A 17362-nucleotide genomic window follows, 5' to 3' on the forward strand; every position below is an offset into this window, starting at 1 on the left:
ATTATCTGGATTTATCAGCGATAATCTTTTTATATCAGCGACTTTTTGATTATATCAGCGATAAATTTCAATATATCAGCGATTTCCTTTTTTCCAGTATTAAACTGCGCTTTTCTCGCAGAAATTGGTACCTAAGAACCCGAATTCTACACTCAAACCACCTCTTAATCGACTTTAAAGAAGTAGCTACCCTTTTATCAGCGATTATCTGGATTTATCAGCGATAATCTATTTATATCAGCGGCTTTTTGATTATATCGGCCATAACTTTCAAATCAGCAATAACCCCCACCCCCCCCCGGTCCAAATCCGATTATTTCTCGCTACAAACCGATTTCCCTATCTCCAACAAACCTCTGCAATCTTGATGACCTCTCTAATAAAAGGCTCTTTATGCTTCGTATAGGTTGGACGATCGAATTTATATTGTGCGGCTAAGCCTTTTTTCATTGTGATATAAGCCGAAGCCACGTCTGGGTAGGCGCGCAGAAAATCTCGAAATAGGATTTTCTCCGTCCACTCCTTACTGTCGATTTCACAAATATGGAGATGAAATCGACTATTCTTATTGAAGAAATAACGTTCCCTCTGCTCTGGTTTCGCTACATATTTATAGCCAAGCTTACTCAGTGGCGCGATCATTGTAACTGCGTCGTTCAAATCCTTCATCGCAACAAGTATGTCGATGATTGGTTTGGCTTCCATGCCCTTGATGGATGTACTTCCGAAATGTTCGATCGCAGTCACTTTTTGTTCAAGGGCAGACTCGATTTTACCCTTTTCTTCTATATAGAGTTTTTCCCAATTCGATTGGTATAGACTTAATTCCACTACTGGCACACTCATTCCAAGACCCTCTCCCTTCATTTCAATTCCAGTTTAGTTAGTTTTTCATATGCTTTTTCTCTTGTAAGATTACTGGATTGCCATGACTCACGCTTAAAATAGTTTTTATTCGATTTTTGCTCTCGTAGTACACCTTTCAATCCAGGAACATTTGGGTCCTTTTCATAAAGGTCGATTAGTCCGAGTACACCTGTAGCTGATAAATAGCTCATATAGTTCACATCTATTTTCTCTTTCTCTTCATAGCGGGCAATGTTTTTCTCGACGACGATTTTATCTAGGTTAACAATATTAATGCCAACATAATAAATAAGCGCAGCAATAAAGTAAAAATGGAACAATGAGAGCCTTTCAAGCCAAATCCTCACCAGTGTATAGGCAAAAATAACAAACAGGAAAATCATAAAAGATAATACGAGCACCCTTGTAAAGGTGTAACCATAAGCCTCTTCATACATCATCATTCTATCAAAGGCAGAAAGTAGGAGAACAGCGCTTAGTGCGACGAGCAAGCTTAATGTTAAGCGAATGAGCAACTTCATTGTTCCTTGAATAACTCGAGTAAATTGAATGACTGCAGTTATGACACTTAAATTGATCATGGTTACAAGTAAAAGCTCAAAAAATCCGCGGCGAGCATACTCTGCGTAAGTGAAGCTTTGTGCTAGTGTATCACTGAAAAAATATTGGAATTGCACAGCAACGAAAACGATATATACGCTATTGAGCAGGAAGAGCACAGTCAGCGTAATGACCCCATCCATGACCATTGTCTGATTCATTTTCTCCTTCATCTCCTGGATTGGCTTTTGCAATAAAACCTGCATAAATCCAAAGAAGCCAATGGTATAAATAAGTACTAATACGATGCGGAAAATAGTCTCGGCGTCAAAGCGGACTAAATTTGGCAAGTTCCAAATCATGCTGGCGAATCGGTCATCAGCTGATATTAGCAAGTTAAGAATAATAAACAAGAATGGAACTGAAATCAGTACACCAATCAAAATCTTTTTCCCTATATTATAATGTTTTTCATGTTGCTCTCTCTTCAATAGCTTAGGGATATGGCCTGTAGTCTGGGCACCAAAGTGAATGCCTTTACCTAACCGTTGAAAAACAAATCCGATAAACGCAAGATTATGCCACTCCATTTTTTTAGGTGAAGTAATGAGGGCAAGGTGAAAAATAACCAAACCTGGAATAACAATCAGATTTAAGCTATAAAACAGCGTTGTATCATATAGATAATAACTCGCAGCCAAGACCCAAATGGAGATGAGAATAAGATAACCTAAACGTTGATGGGAAAATGAAAATTTGCGAAACCTCCAAAAGAAAATTGAGTAAAAAATAGCCAAGAATACAAAATAGGAGACACCAATCTCATATCGCCAAAAGGATTGTTCCGCAACAATACCTAAAACTAAACACAATATTAAAAAGAGCCAATCTGTTTTTGCCATTTTAAATTCCATTAATACTACCTCCATTTTTATATACAAAGAAATTCTATGTATAAGACTAAAAAAAGCCATTTATTTATTAATTATCATCACTCATTACATAGCTATTCTATGTATATGGGTAAAAAAAACCTCAAATAGAAGCTTTTTTCCCCCATCTATAGCTAATTAAGCAAACTGGATAGAGCAGAATCGTAAATACAATACATATACCAATAAAAGTTTCTGTCAACAAAGGGCTGAACCATTCATGTGGAATAATATTAAAAACGGTTAGCAGCATCAAGATTAGATTTGGAATTAATGCCAGGAGAAAGGTAGCCTTCATCAGCCTTCGCCCCTTATAGCCAAAGCCTCTGCCGATTTCATAGCCAAGCAGCGCCCAAAAAAACAAATACACAATAGCAATAATCATCGGAAATGACGTCAATTGTGTCCATAAGAATGTGAGCCAACCCCAATTAAAGAGGTTATGGGCAAGAGTTAATAATGCACCGCCAACAAAGAAAATAATATTCACGGCAATAAACAGCCATTTCATATTGCTTGGCGTTACGGATAATTCTTCTTTCCATATCTCTGCAATCTCTGCAGGTGTGCCCAGTCGCGAATAAATCTGATCTCTCACTTCTGCCTCTTCCATATGAAAAAGACTGAGAAGAAGCTCATCAAGATGGGCTTCATATTCCATTAAGATGGAAGCCTTCCCCTGATGATTGCCTAGCCCTTTATCCAGTTCAGCTAAAAACTCATTCTTCAGCCGTTCCATGCTTTTTTCTCCCTACCATCTTGTTCATCACTGAGACGAATTCATTCCACTCGCGCGTTTTTTCAAGCAGCATCTCTTTACCAGATGCTGTGATGCGATAGTACTTTCTAGCTGGACCTTTCTCCTGCTCCTGCCAATAGCATTCGATGTATTCCTGCTTTTCAAGTTTATGGAGGGCTGGATACAGTGTGCCTTCTTTAATCGAAAACTCATTTTCACTGCGCTTTTCCAGTTCCTTCACAAGCTCGTAGCCATACATATCCCGTTCTTCCAGCAATTGAAGCAACAATAAAGAAGAGCTCCCTTTTACTAATTCACGATTAAACATTCAATCACCTACATAGTTTTTTTAGGTATATAGGGATTCTATACTCATATTTAAAAAAAGTAAAGTGATTTTTGAAAAAGAGGAGCAAATATGTATCATGCTCCTCTCATGTGAAAACTATTTCAATTCAGTTGGGAATTCCAATAAATTAAGATCAAAAACAACTGGGAATAAGAAATAAACAAAGGTAATAATTAATATTGTAGCTAGTATCGTAATCCAAGTACCTTTTCTTAGCATATCCATGATCGTAACTTTTCCAGTACCAAATACAATGGCTTGTGAAGGGGTTCCTATCGGTAGCATGAAAGCAAAGCCTGCCCCCAACGCAGCAGCAGTCATTAACGGCAGAGGATGAGCATTAATTGCTAGCGCCAGAGTTGCAGCAATTGGCACAAAGATTGTCGTGATTGCTGTGTTCGGTGCAATTTGCGTGATACTGATCGTTAATATTGTCGTGATTGCCAAAATGATGATATATGGCGTTCCTTCAAGCAATAATAGCTGGCTGCCAATCCAGTTTGATAAATCTGTTCCGCTAAATCCAGCAGCTATCGCAAGTCCTCCACCTACCAATAAAAGTACGTCCCATGGCATATGTTTTAAAGAATCACTTTCCAAAATTCTTCCGCCATTTTTCTTTGATGCGGGAATCAAATATAACAATATCGCACCAGTCATAGCAATCATAGTATCGCTAATCCCTGGGATGATATCCGTCCAAATAAAGGTTCTTGTTAACCACATAAAAGCTGTGAAACCAAATACGAAAGATACGATTTTCTCCTCATATGTCATTCTTCCCAGTGCTATTTTTTCATCTAATACAAATTGTCTGCCACGCTCCAATCTTTTCACTTTCATTGGAAAAGCGATTTTTGTTAGATAAAATGCTGCAAAGATAGCCAAGATTAAAGTAAGAGGAAAAGCGAAAATAAACCATTTAGCAAAGGATATTTCTATCCCATACATCTCTTTAATCAGGCCAGCTAAAATCAGGTTAGGCGGCGTTCCGATTAGTGTCGCACTCCCGCCAATGATTCCACCAAAACCAATTGCAAAAACGATTGATTTCGTAAATTTTTTATCCTCCTCTTGAGTATAGGTACCTTCCTTTTTCATCAGTTCAACAACTTTGAAGGCAATGGCGGTTCCAATTGGAATCATCATCATGACGGTGGCCACGTTGGAAATCCACATCGATAGGAATCCAGTTGCAAACATAAAACCGTATACTAATCCGGATGTACTTGTACCAACAAAGCTGATAATCGTCAGAGCAATCCGCTCATGAAGCTTCCATTTCTCCAATGCTAAAGCAATGGCAAACCCGCCTAAAAACAGGAAAATATTTGGATCCCCGTAGCTTGCAGTAGCTTCTGCACCAGTTATTGCCCCCATAAAAGGCAATAGGATAATCGGCATTAACGATGTAATGCCAAGAGGCATTGCTTCTAATATCCACCAAGTTGATACCCAGAGTGTAATGGCTAAAACCGCTCTTCCCGATTCACTCAATCCTGGTAGTGGCAATAAAAATATAGTAATAAGAAATAATAATGGCCCAAGCAGCAGTCCTACTAATTGGCTTTTGGTGTATGATGGCTTTTCCTGCTTATTATTTCCCCCGTTTGAAGCAGCAGCGTCAACACTTTTCCTTCCCTTGCTTGTTGATTCCGGTTTGGTCTGTCTCAGACTTGCAAAGGTCAGAAGATCCTTTGTACGTTCATGGGATGACCATAATGATTGGCTAAGTGTGCGAAATGATTTTTCCATATTCCATCCTCCTCATTTATGATCTGAAAAGAGCGCTTACATTTTTCATTGCTGCTTCGCTGTCTGCTTTCTTTTGACGGTTTATACAAAAAAGGCCTTTTAAAAAGGGGAATCCATTCAAACATAAATGGCTTCACACTTTTTAAAAGGCCAGACGTTTATCAAGGTAAATTAAAAAAGGTTATTTTTTAATCGTTAATAAACAGGCAATGTAATTGTTAGCGATATCTTACACTTATTATATAAATATTTTAAAATATTCTGCAACATTATTTTAAAAAAATAAAACTACTTATTATTAGAAAAACTGCCGTTCACCAGGTCATTTCGGCAAGTGGCTTAGTTTTACTTATGCGATGTTAAGAATCAATATTAATTAGGAACCTTCACTTAAGCACGTTAATTAAATTAAACCTTCATTTTAGCCAAAAAATTATCATGATACTTTTGATGAGCTACCTTTAAGGCAACGGTCAGTGCCTGCTGGGAGGGAATGATACAGTTCGTTTCTACATCCTCAAGCAAAACAGAGATATCGCCACTAAAATCAGCTCCTACAATCATTCTCTTTAAATAATCCTTTGCTAAATCAGTCATAAAAGTCGAATCTACATTTACAACAATATGACTCTGCTTATTAACCTCAAGCATCACACCAATTTGTTTATTATTTTCATACATTGGTGTATTTTGCGGAGCCTTTGCATAAGCAGTAATAAAAGCCGTTGCCATTGCCATTATTCAACACCCCTTCAAGAAGTAAGATATCTATCCTAATTCTATCAAAATCTCCTGATTACTGAATGAAATGTTTTTAATATTCTCTGGAATAATGCTTTACCTTCTCAAAATCTATTTCCATACCAAAGCCTGGTCCATCTGGAATGATAATTTCAAAGTTTTCAAATTGAACATCATTCGTTGTGATTTTATCCTTAAATAACATCGGGCCAAACAGCTCTGTACCAAATTCAAATTCTGAGATTGTAGCATAAACAGATGCACATACAGCCGTACCAAGACTGGATTCAATCATCGTCCCGCCATATAAGCCAAAGCCAGCACCTTCCGCAATCGCAGCTACCTTTTTCGTTTCAAGCAATCCGCCGTGCTTACAAGGCTTCAGTGCCATTGAATTTCCATAGCGATGCTTGGCAATTTGATAGACCTCATGCACAGAATTTGCCGACTCATCTGCCATAATCGGTACCTTAAACCTTGCTGTTAAACGAGCCATCCCCTCATAATTCCACGTAGGCAATGGCTGCTCAACCATCGATACGCCGCCCTCTTGTAAAGCTTCAATACAATAATTGGCAGTGGTTTCATCCCATGCTTGATTTATATCGACAGTCACTCGGGCTTGATCGCCCACTGCCGCAATAATTTTCAAAACATGATCAACGTTTTTATACGGATCACCTTTGCCTATTTTTAATTTAAAGATCTTATGGCGTTTTTGATGTAAAAATTCTTTTGCTTCTTCAATATCTTTGCCCGTGTCACCGCTCGCTAATGTCCATGCCAGCGGTAATGAATCATGAACTTTCCCGCCTAATAATTCATATGCCGGCACATTTTTCCCCTTTGCAAGTAAATCGATCATAGCTGCTTCGACAACAGCCTTTGCAAATTGATTGCCTCTTACAGCCTTAGAAATATTAAACATGATTTTAGAAAAATAGACTGGGTTTTTACCGATTAAATGTGGCCTAATGTATTGATCGATATTAGCCTTAATTGCTTCAGGGGTACCTTCCCCATAGGAAGCGCCGCCAATTGTTGCCACCTCAGCCCACCCTTCGAGGCCCTCTTCATTTGTCACTCGAGCAACAACAATCGTCTGTGCCACAATCGTATGCATGGCCAGCTGATGCGGGCGTACTGTAGGGATATCTAAAATATATATATCAATCGAACGTATTTTCATTCTGTCATCTCCTAAGCTTTTGATTTGTCTTTACGGATAACTCTAATGGATTATTCCCACGCTAGCATTGCTCTTAACACCCCATTTTTCGCATAAAAAAGGCCCTTTAAAAATGGCAGATTACATGACAAAACAAATGTAATCTCTCATTTTTAAAAGGCCGTTACGTTTATTAAGGTATATTAAAAACGGTGATTTTTAATAGTTAATAAACAGGCTTTTGTATGCGTTTTCTTTATTATGTAATAATTCTTCTCTCAATTCAATCATTTTTTCAAAATAGATTTATTGTCTATTCATTGGAAGTTATCTCACAAAAGGTATTCCACCCTTCCTGCTAGAATTCTATTATTTGAAAGGAGGATAAAAATGAATCAGCGTCATGAAGTTTTATTTGCGCAGTTAGAGACCTATCGGCAGGATATTTTAGACATACTGGAAGAGATATCGGAGGAAGAGGCCGACATAGTTCCAAAAGGATTTAAAAATAATATCCGCTGGAATATGGGCCATATTTACCTTGATCAATACTTATGGATTCAGGCAGTGACAAGTGAGAGAAATAGCCATTTGAAAGAATTTAACACATGGTTCGGGTTCGGTACTGCCCCTGCTGATTTCACTTCTGAAACACCCACATTCCATGAATTAAAGCTTTTACTCAAGGAGCAGCCAAACCGTATTAAGCAACTCTATGGTAATCGTTTGGAAGAGGAATTTACACCGACTGAAATGGGCATGCATACCATTGAACAGGTGCTCATTCGCACCATTTTTCATGAAGGCATGCACTTACAAGCCATCATGGACATACGGAAATTACTTTAATTTCTATTGTGGGATAGGGAGTACTCTTCATATATCCATGCGCAGAAACTCCTTTCTTCCATAAAGAAAAACATTGGTTGATAAACCAATGCTTGCTCAATTTATCAATCAAGATATTCTTGGAATTTTCTCAGAAGATCTTGACTAATCTCTATTTGATATAGACCTTTTAGCTGATCAAATAATTCCTGAATGACAGATAAAGAATTACCGTATGCACTCTGCAATTCTGATTGATCTAGCTTAGCTGTAGTAGCAGTGTATTTCAGGTAACTTTCTTTACTAATATCTCTCTCTAAGTTCTTTGTACTGTTCAACCAGCGTTCAACATTTTGCTCTTTAATTCTAATAAGCTGGAGGATATATTTTTGCACATGTGAAAGCACTTCTAATGAACGGGCAAACTCTCCCCTTTTTAAAACATTAAGCTCCATTAACCACGCATTTGCAAAGTTATTGATGTGCAGAAATAATAAAGTTGTTTAATTTACAATAAAGTCATTTAAAAAATAATATAATTGTTTAAAAATCCTTATTCCACGTACGGAGCAGGTTAGTGGAAGCAATAGTAATTAGGTTTGACTGGGAAAATTGTCGATGATATTAAAAAAGACACCGAAGTGTCTTATGTTTTTCAAATTAAGCATACCGATAAATTGAAATTTAATTACTTAACATTATGTTTATCTTGGGAGCGAGGTATTTTATCGGTGAGTGTATACAAACCATGTAATGCTTGCTGTTAATAATGCTGACGAAATCAAAGCTGTAAGAACACTATATGTTTGCCAAATAAGTATCGTTGACCAATCGAAAGCACAGCACAGTATACCTAGGGCAATCGTAGCGATCAGGAAAATAACTGTTACGATTATTCTCTTTTTTGTCATTGGCTGCCGCTCATTCGTTTTCCTTCTGCGTAATCCTAAGAGAAATAGCAGAACGGCCAATAGGCAAAGAATAATAGTGATAGACGACAAAATGATATCCAAAAGCTGTGTGCCGCTTATTTCATATGACTGAGTTAGATTGCCGTCTAATATATCTTTAACTTTTAGTACCAGGTTTATATTGGTATTTGCGCCGTTGCTCAGCAAGCTGACGGCTGTTCGTTCACTTAGCAGTATGGCTACTTCGGTTCTGAAATTTGGATTGCCCCCAGTGTGTTCTATAATCGTTTGGTCGGCGTTTACCGACCAGCCTGCCGCATAATACATATCGTTGACAGCCGAAACAGACATATCACCCCTATGTGATTTTTCGATAACCGTGTGAAATATTTTGGGTATGTCCTGCACGATACCCATCTGTATGCCCATCCAACGCGCCATATCTTTTGTATTAGAAATGATGTAGCCTGCGGGTTTATTCCCAGCATAATCCGGAGCTTTAAATGGAGTTGTCATAAAAAAGGAAGAACGGTAGCCCTGTGCCAACTGTCCAGTGGCTTGAGCATCTTCTTTATAAACATACGTCTGGTGAAGACCTAACGGCTGAAATACTTGTTTCCTCATAAAGTCTTCATAGCTTTGTCGCGACACAATCTCAATAACCAAACCCAATACGTCATAATTAACGGTTCCATAGTTATACTGTTCACCGGGAGGGAACGCCAATTCAGCATCTACGAGCATTTCCACAGTCTTTTGCAACATATCCGGTGTGTTGCCTTGTGGAATATTTTGAGTATGCCTAATATTTGTTAGACCACTGGTATGGTGAAGAAAATTATTTAGTGTAAGGCTTTGCATATCAACAGGTTTCCCCTGATACATTAACGTAAACCAAGGTAAATATTTTTGGACAGGGTCAGTCATTGAGAGCAGCCCTTGCTCTTCCAACAGCAGAATACCCATACCGGTAAAAGCTTTACTGACCGAGGCTAACTCATAGAGTGTATTTTCACTTGCAGACAACCCCTTTTCACGGTCTGCATACCCTGAAGAAAAGTATAACACTTCATCATCAGCAAGTATTGAGATTGACATTCCCGGCACACCTGATATACGACAGGCATCATCTAGCAACGCTTGTATTGCCGCAGATTTCGAATCTGACAACGCATAACTTTGTGTTGCGAATCCTGAGAATAATATAAATATCGTTAATACAAAAACAATAATCTTTTTCATAAATTCTCCTTTTTGAAAAATTATAAGAGAATAATATAAATAACCTACTTTTACAACTACTATACTAAATTTTAATTTATCTTTCTATTCACCTATATAATATCAAGTAATTGTGAAGAGTTACACTTAAACGAACAGATGCGTTAGTTCAATAAGAAGTAAACAACTTTATTATTCATTTTTTAAGTATTATATAAACAGATGGATGTAATTTGAAACAACTTTAAAGAGCCTTGCTACGTAGAATGTAGTAAGGCTCTTAGCTTTTAATAATCAAAGTTCAATAACTTTATTATCATTATACAATTGAAAGCATAATTTACGTTTTCATTTGTTGAACGATATGGACCGCTACCCCCAAGGAATTTAAGCAATGGCTTCAATTTTCCAGTCCTATCATAAATGAACATCGAATCTGTATTTGGAAAGACTCCGGTAGGTTTAAAGCTTTCAATGATATCCATTTTTGATTCTGGTAAAAAATGAAACTCTCCTCTTACTAAATGAGTGAATATAACTACTTCTGTCCCATATTCATTTTCAAGTAAAAGATCATTTGGAGCGATTTCATTAATCCAATGAGATGAATCGAATGATGAAAACTGTTCCTCTTTAACGAATACATAAAACTCAACATCTGAAAATTGGTCTCCTTCACCTTTCGTAAAAGAACCGTACATCATACACGCACTTATTTTTTCGTCTAATTTACTTTTTAATGTTACTGTCTTTATTATTTGTTCTTGATATAACATGCGTCATTCTCCCTTCTAAATTTTATTATTTATTCAGGGAATGATCTACTACTGAACAACATGAGCAGCACTATTTTCCAATAAGCTTTAACTCATTACACTGAGTACCTTACTCGCCAGTTGCCACGAGCTTGCTTCATATGTCTCACCTTTCCAAATGGTCCATAAATAATCTATTCGTGAGATCCAGTCTATTAAAAAAATTAGCGATACCTCAATGGTATCGCGCATCTTATTTTATCTATATCCTTCTGCATTCGCAGACTTTCCTGCTTCCTGCACCTCTACCAAATACCTCATACAATCAGGTTGTGAGCCATCCACATCATAGAAGTTGTACATTTTGGCGAGCTGACCGCTGGATAAAGACTGACCGTTCAATTTATGTTTCTCAGGGTCTAGAGCGATTGCGGTCACTGCACGCCCGATATATCTTGGTGTTTCCGAAATAATGAAATGGGGATCGGTTTTTGCTCCATCCTTCCAATTCTCCTCGGTCACGCCAAATTCCTCCAGCATGATCTCTGAGCGCATCCAGCCAGGTGTTAAGGAAACCGCTGTACATTCATATGGAGACAGTTCTTGGGCCAATGCTTTAGCCATTCGAATGACTGAGCTTTTCGCTAAATCATAAAACAGTGATAGACGATAGCGGCTATGATTGTATTCTTCGGTACCATCTGTTACTTCAATAACTAATCCATCTTTATTCTTTATCAACAGCGGGAGTGCGTAATGATTGGTTACAATATGAGTATCAATGGCCAGACGCAGCATTCTGAAGCCTTTCTCTAAAGAATGCTCCCATATAGGTGTATTCCATTCTGCTAAATATTCTCCACCCCAAATATCGTTTACCAGCACATCAAGCCTGCCATGTTCCTTTTCTATTCTTTCGACTAAGGCTTGAACTTGTTCATGTATAAGATGATCTACTTGGACAGGGATACCAATTCCCCCTAACTCATTTACCAGCTCGGCTGTCTCTTCAATTGTCTCAGGCCGTCCGTATTCAGATGTTTCATTCCGTGTGGTTCTGCCAGTAATATAAACCGTTGCACCTGCTGCCCCTAATTCCATGGCAATCCCACGGCCTGCTCCTCTTGTTCCTCCAGCTACTAAAGCTACTTTTCCACTTAATGACTTCACTTGCCTTCGCCTCCCTTACTATTGTATCTTTAGTTTAAACCATAATGTTGACATCTTATGTCATATTAAAAGGAGAAATGAATGAGAGCAGATAGACTAATAACCATCTTATTGCTTTTACAAAACACTAAAAAAGTAACAACAAATGAATTAGCAAAGGAATTGGAAGTATCTGAGCGAACCATTCATCGGGATATGGAAGCATTAAGTGCAGCTGGCATCCCTGTTTTTGCAGAGAGAGGAAAACTAGGTGGCTGGCAATTGCTCGAGAACTATCAAACAAAGCTGACAGGATTAAAGGCTGAAGAAATAAAAGCTTTATTCCTGTCACCATCCTTCCAACTTCTCTCCGACCTCGGGATCGCCCAGGATTGGAAAGAATCAAGGCAAAAATTACTTGCTTCTATTCCAGATATGCTTAAAAAGGAGGCAATTGATGTTTGGAATCGCATCCATATCGATACTGGAACATGGAGACCTTCATCAGAAGAAATAAGCACCTTTTCCACTCTGCAACAAGCTATTTGGGCGGAAAAGAAAATCGAAATCGACTACCAGCGTGCAGATAAAGAATCGAGCAAAAGATCAGTCGAGCCGTTAGGTTTGGTCGCTAAAGGTCGTACTTGGTACTTAATCGCTGCCGAAAACCAAAAGATTAAAAGCTATAGAGCATCAAGGATTATTACCGCAACCATTACAGAAGAAATATTCATTAGACCCATAGACTTTAGCCTCGCTGATTATTGGGATGAATCCAAGCAAAACTTTATTAGCAGCTTGCCAACCTTTGACGTGAAGTTAGAAATCTCACCAGCCATTATCAACCGAATAAAGTTTACAGGGCGGTTTGTACAGGTTCTCCACATGAATGACAAAACAGAAAATGGCTGGATCCCAGCTGATCTGCGGTTTGATACTGAACAAGAGGCATCCGAGTATATACTTGGGTTTGGCAATCAGATTAAGATCCTTCATCCACAATCACTTGTTAAAAGGGTGAGGGAGTCGGCAGAGGCTGTGATTAGATTTTATAGTTGATTTTATAAGTTGAATGTGTATGATTCCACTTTCGCTGATCAATCATTTAGTTTCTCGTTTGAAGGTCATCCAACATGCATGGGCACTAGGTCGATTATATAGTTCCCCTTTCGATTCATTAGTTAGATCATCTAGTTCCCTTTTGATCATCATCTAATACGTACGGGCATTAAGTTATAATTCTATAGTTCTACCAATCTACTTCTTGTATATCAATCTCTGTTTGCTCTAAGCTAAATAGAAAAGGAGGCTACACACAAAGCAGCCTCCTCTAAAACTTATTTTCCGCTCCCTCCCGGTTTCAAAATAAGTTTTTCTCCCGCAGGAGCTTTCAATGTTGTTTGGTGATAGGTTCCATCTGCCCAAGCCTCTAATTGATCATGGTACCATGGGCTTTTTACGTTGCCTGATTGCCCAGGACCGACAAGGTGGTAGGCATCATCAGGGTTGGTCATGTCCATTACGAATCGCCAAGATCCGCCATGATTAACAAGACCAGTTTCTTCGAATGCTGCCGCTTTAACAGTGACGCTGCTTCCACCTACTGGGATACCGCCTTTGCGATTAAATAAATAGTTTAATGGTGATACACTGGAAAGTGGATGATTAAAACGTACCTGGTGGAAATCTCCCCAAGCCCACTTATCCATGTCCTTGCCTTCTGCCTCTTCAATTTGTGCAAGGGTTAGATCTAAAGATTGAATCAGAACCTCTTCCAAACCGCCTTTTTCTTCTATCCATGGCCCTGGTTTACCGTCTAATGCTCGTTGCAATAATTGATCAATTGCCGCTTTTCTTCCACTGAATAGCTCGAGTGTTTCTTCTGAAAAACTGTCAGCGAGTAACACATCGCCAATTTTCGTCATCCATATATTAAAAATATACGGGGCTGCTTCCTCTTTTCGATCATAGAAGTCCCATTCTGATAGAAGATCAAGGGCCTTTCTTTGTTGCTCTTGATCCACGCCCTTTAATAATCCAACAAATTGCGGGACAAACTCCTCAGCTTGCAGATTTTTTTCGTCCATTTGCAATTCCATCATATCTTCAGCTGTCAGCTTGTTATTTGCTTTTAGCACTTCTTGAATTCGCATTTGCCTGTACGGCTGTGCCCAATTATGACTAATATGATATGGATAGTCATCACTGATAATTTTATTATTCGCTGTAGAAATAAATCCTTCTTTTGGATTCACTGTCTTTGGAAGTTCATCATATGGAATATAATCGACCCATTCATACTCATCTGTCCAGCCTGGTACCGGAAGCAGCCCATCTCCTGTTTTACGGATAGGGATTTTTCCATTCGCTTTGTAAGCAATGGTTCCATCTTGATCGGCTACTACAAAGTTTTGCGCAGGTGATTCAAATTGCAATAAAGCTTCCTCAAACTCATCCCAATTTTTTGCTTTATTCATGTTTAATATGGCTTCTAGCTCTGCTGATGGCATCAGTGCTGTCCATTGTAATGAAAGTACTGTATCACTGCCTGCATCTGCTGCAAAATCTGAGATCACTGGACCATGGCGGGTCACGGTAACCTCATAATCCAATGTATCTTTATCTTTAATTTTGATAGGCTCAGGAATGACCTCAGCATCCTCCCATTCATCATTGTATAAAAATTGATTCGCCTGTTCCGGATTTCTTTTTTCAATATATAAATCCTGTACGTCAGGACCTGTGTTTGTTACACCCCATGCAACGTTTTCGTTATGTCCTAATATAATCCCTGGAATCCCTGCAAAAATAACACCGCTCACATTTAGGTCTGGTGTTTCAAGATGCATTTGGTACCAAATGGACGGAGTTGCGAGCCCAAGATGCGGATCGTCTGCCAATAAAGGTTTCCCGCTTGCCGTTTTTTCTCCACTAACGACCCAGTTATTGCTGCCATTAAATTCATGAGGAATCACTGCGCCAGCAAAGGCCTTGCTTAAATCTAAATCACTTTTACTGATGATATACGGAGCATCCTCAGGGTACTCTGGAAATAAATCATAGGCCTTTTCTTCAGGGAATTCCTGCAGCAAGTATTGCCTAAACGCCTGATTCTGCCAATGACCACCCAGATCAAAGGCCATATACTTTCCAATCGTCAAGGAATCGACCGGCGTCCAGTCCTCTGGTTCATAACCAAGAATCGTAAATTCTACCGGCCACTTCCCATTATCGCGAAGCTCTTCAATATAAAGATTAACCCCTTCAGCAAACGCTTTCAAGGCATCCATCCCTAAATCGGAGTAGCTATCTGCAGATGCCTCCGCCGCCCGACGAAGCCCTAATGTACGAAAGTATTTATCTGTATCCAATGCGGATTCACCAATGACTTCACTTAATTGACCTGAAGCCTGTCTGCGGCTGAGATCCATTTGGAACAATCGATCCTGAGCCTGTGTGTATCCTTGAGCCACATACAAATCATGTTCATTTTCTGCCTGAACATGCGGAACACCAGATTCATCGCGAACCACTGTCACTGATTCACTTAAGGCAGATAAAGACACTTCCCCATCGAGAGCAGGCAAGGATCTATTCAAATAATAGTTTGCTGCCATCAATACAATTAATAAAAGCGCTACAATTGATGCAACTGCCCATAAAGAAATTTTCTTCCACTTTGCTGTCTGTTTTCTCTTTGCCACAACTGTCTCCACACTTATGCCCCCTAATTTTGTTGTATAAGATAAATAAATTCGAGACAGTAGTGCTTATCCCCTATCGGAAACATAAAAATATTCTGCATCTTTATTCTAGATAGATGTATTTTCATCTATTATTAATGTAATGCTTATTACAACCATTCAAGAGAAAAGCAGTAAAGAAAAAATCGGCAGAGTAATGAGCCTTGTGAGTGCCTTTTCAAATGGGCTCGTGCCGCTTTCCTATGCTTTTGTCTCCTTTGCTATTGTTATGAGTCTATCGATATCAAATATTATGGTTTTATGCGGAAGCCTCATTTTATTGATCTCCATTCTATTTATAGCAAAGGCAAAAGTAATTTTAACTACGAATTAACAATCAGGGTGCCTAATCGCGCCCTCACTTCCATTCATTTAACCGCCCTTGTCGCAACATAACAAGGCATATATTTAGTTAGTCAACCTTATGATGATGATCCTCATACAGCTCCTGCAGTTGAAAACCGGCCTTCAACTGGCCGCCAATTTGTGTTTCAAGCGAATGACTGAGCTGAATGCCGCCCGTTTGAACAAGCTCTTCCTCTGATTGATCTGTGTGCCCTTTAAAAGGCAGTTTATTTACGATTGTCAGTCTGTTTTCACCTTCTCCAAACAAATACAATGCTGGATTGGTGAACCCAGCCAGCAGACCCCCGCCCTTTTTCAAAATACGATGGCATTCCTTCCACACATGCTCAACATCTTCAACATAGCCATTCGATACAGGATGGAAAATCATATCGAATGACTCGTCCTCGAAAGGAAGCCTCTTACTCATATCCCCTTTGATGATTTCAATGGCAGATCCTTCTCTCTCCACTACCATTTTTTCAAGCTCGAGCTGTTGATTCGAATAATCAAATACGGTCACATCCGCCTGTTGTGCAGCAAATACAGGACATTGTTGCCCACCGCCGCTTGCCAGTCCGAGCACCTTAGTCCCATCTAGTGGAATAAACCAGTTTTGCGGCACCGGCTTGTATGGAGTCAAATACATATCGAACTGTCCGTCCAACCCTTTCACAAAATCCTGATGGCTTATAGGCAGCGACCATTCTCCACCCTCAAAAAGCCCATGAATCCCACATCTTAGAATTGATGTCAGCATAATTTTTCATTTATTCTCTCCATTCGCTTGCAAGCATTCCATAAACAATTAAATCCACATAATGATCATACAGCCATTCCGCCTGCCTGATGCAGCCTTCCTCTTTAAATCCTAATTTTTCAGGGATGCTTCTGCTTTTCATATTCTCCACAGCTACTCTGATTTCTACTTTATTTAAGTCCAATTGTTGAAAAGCATAATCGGTCAATGCGCGTGCTACCTTAGTCATGATGCCATTCCCCTGATAGCTTTCCCCGAGCCAATAACCAATATAGGCTGTTTTATTCGAGTGATTGATTTCATTAAAACCGGCAATCCCAACTACTTTCTCCTGAGAGACAATGACTGCTGTCAAGCTTTTCTCGTCTTTCTCCCTTCCCAAACAGCCTTCTACAAATGCCTCTGAATCCGCAAGTGTTTTTGTTCCGTCCACCCACCCGAGCCAATCTCTCAAGTATGTTCTAGATTCATCAATAATCTGAAATATTATTTCAGCGTCTTTTTGCTCAATCGTTCTTAGACTAATCTCTTCATTTACTGTATGCCTCATCATGCTAAA

At 39.0% G+C, this 17362-nt stretch carries 16 protein-coding genes and 1 pseudogene; 3 read left to right on the forward strand and 14 right to left on the reverse strand.

All coding sequences use genetic code 11. The features are described from left to right. Positions 1–339 precede the first annotated feature (339 nt). The 7 genes from J2S17_RS15385 to J2S17_RS15415 all read right to left on the reverse strand — a co-directional run bounded on the left by J2S17_RS15385 (position 340) and on the right by J2S17_RS15415 (position 7112). Entirely contained in the window at positions 340–846 is a 507-nt protein-coding gene (locus tag J2S17_RS15385) for a GrpB family protein (RefSeq protein ID WP_307476324.1), read from the reverse strand. Between the two features lie 17 nt (positions 847–863). Beyond that, on the reverse strand, positions 864–2321 hold the full coding sequence (locus tag J2S17_RS15390) for a DUF4153 domain-containing protein (protein ID WP_307476326.1): 1458 nt from the start codon (positions 2319–2321) through the stop codon (positions 864–866). 121 nt (positions 2322–2442) lie between these two features. Further along, on the reverse strand, positions 2443–3078 hold the full coding sequence (locus tag J2S17_RS15395; RefSeq protein WP_307476328.1) for an HAAS signaling domain-containing protein: 636 nt from the start codon (positions 3076–3078) through the stop codon (positions 2443–2445). After that, complete coding sequence (locus J2S17_RS15400) at positions 3059–3406, reverse strand: PadR family transcriptional regulator (protein ID WP_307476330.1); 348 nt, start codon at positions 3404–3406, stop codon at positions 3059–3061. Before J2S17_RS15400 ends, J2S17_RS15395 begins: the two co-directional genes overlap by 20 nt. 117 nt (positions 3407–3523) lie before the next feature. Next, positions 3524–5182: an SLC13 family permease gene (locus J2S17_RS15405; protein WP_307476332.1), complete on the reverse strand. Its 1659-nt coding sequence runs from the start codon at positions 5180–5182 to the stop codon at positions 3524–3526. A 408-nt stretch (positions 5183–5590) separates the two neighbouring features. Next, on the reverse strand, positions 5591–5920 hold the full coding sequence (locus J2S17_RS15410; RefSeq protein ID WP_307476335.1) for a DUF3870 domain-containing protein: 330 nt from the start codon (positions 5918–5920) through the stop codon (positions 5591–5593). 76 nt (positions 5921–5996) lie between these two features. Further along, positions 5997–7112, reverse strand: coding sequence for a muconate cycloisomerase family protein (locus J2S17_RS15415; RefSeq protein WP_307476337.1), 1116 nt, complete (start codon positions 7110–7112; stop codon positions 5997–5999). 369 nt (positions 7113–7481) lie between these two features. Between J2S17_RS15415 and J2S17_RS15420 the strand changes: the two genes are divergently transcribed. Next, on the forward strand, positions 7482–7940 hold the full coding sequence (locus J2S17_RS15420) for a DinB family protein (RefSeq protein WP_307476338.1): 459 nt from the start codon (positions 7482–7484) through the stop codon (positions 7938–7940). A gap of 104 nt (positions 7941–8044) precedes the next feature. On the opposite strand, the pseudogene J2S17_RS15425 reads toward J2S17_RS15420, so the two are convergent. The 4 genes and pseudogenes from J2S17_RS15425 to J2S17_RS15440 all read right to left on the reverse strand — a co-directional run. Beyond that, a pseudogene (locus J2S17_RS15425) lies at positions 8045–8395 on the reverse strand (nucleotidyltransferase); the annotation flags it as partial. A 249-nt stretch (positions 8396–8644) separates the two neighbouring features. Next, entirely contained in the window at positions 8645–10072 is a 1428-nt protein-coding gene (locus tag J2S17_RS15430) for a serine hydrolase domain-containing protein (RefSeq protein ID WP_307476343.1), read from the reverse strand. Positions 10073–10338: 266 nt separating this feature from the next. Next, entirely contained in the window at positions 10339–10827 is a 489-nt protein-coding gene (locus J2S17_RS15435; protein WP_307476346.1) for a hypothetical protein, read from the reverse strand. A gap of 237 nt (positions 10828–11064) precedes the next feature. After that, entirely contained in the window at positions 11065–11976 is a 912-nt protein-coding gene (locus J2S17_RS15440) for an SDR family oxidoreductase (protein WP_307476347.1), read from the reverse strand. An 81-nt stretch (positions 11977–12057) separates the two neighbouring features. Here J2S17_RS15440 and J2S17_RS15445 point away from each other — a divergent pair, with 81 nt between their 5' ends. Next, on the forward strand, positions 12058–13014 hold the full coding sequence (locus J2S17_RS15445) for a helix-turn-helix transcriptional regulator (protein WP_307476349.1): 957 nt from the start codon (positions 12058–12060) through the stop codon (positions 13012–13014). 278 nt (positions 13015–13292) lie between these two features. Here J2S17_RS15445 and J2S17_RS15450 read toward each other — a convergent pair whose 3' ends face one another. Continuing rightward, positions 13293–15671 (reverse strand): penicillin acylase family protein, encoded by a 2379-nt coding sequence (locus J2S17_RS15450; protein ID WP_307476351.1) that lies wholly within the window; start codon positions 15669–15671, stop codon positions 13293–13295. Positions 15672–15801: 130 nt separating this feature from the next. On the opposite strand from J2S17_RS15450, the gene J2S17_RS15455 reads away from it, so the two are divergent. Next, the gene (locus J2S17_RS15455; protein ID WP_307476353.1) at positions 15802–16032 is read left to right on the forward strand and encodes a hypothetical protein; all 231 of its coding nucleotides are present in this window, start codon (positions 15802–15804) and stop codon (positions 16030–16032) included. A gap of 78 nt (positions 16033–16110) precedes the next feature. On the opposite strand, the gene J2S17_RS15460 is transcribed toward J2S17_RS15455, so the two are convergent. Both J2S17_RS15460 and J2S17_RS15465 read right to left on the reverse strand, forming a co-directional pair. Further along, positions 16111–16803 carry a class I SAM-dependent methyltransferase gene (locus J2S17_RS15460; RefSeq protein WP_307476355.1) on the reverse strand — a complete coding sequence of 231 codons (693 nt, stop codon included), beginning with the start codon at positions 16801–16803 and terminating at the stop codon, positions 16111–16113. 10 nt (positions 16804–16813) lie between these two features. Continuing rightward, positions 16814–17356 (reverse strand): GNAT family N-acetyltransferase, encoded by a 543-nt coding sequence (locus J2S17_RS15465; RefSeq protein WP_307476357.1) that lies wholly within the window; start codon positions 17354–17356, stop codon positions 16814–16816. Positions 17357–17362: the final 6 nt, after the last annotated feature.

It is taken from the genome of Cytobacillus purgationiresistens (assembly GCF_030813235.1).
Taxonomy (GTDB): Bacteria; Bacillota; Bacilli; order Bacillales; family Cytobacillaceae; genus Cytobacillus; species Cytobacillus purgationiresistens.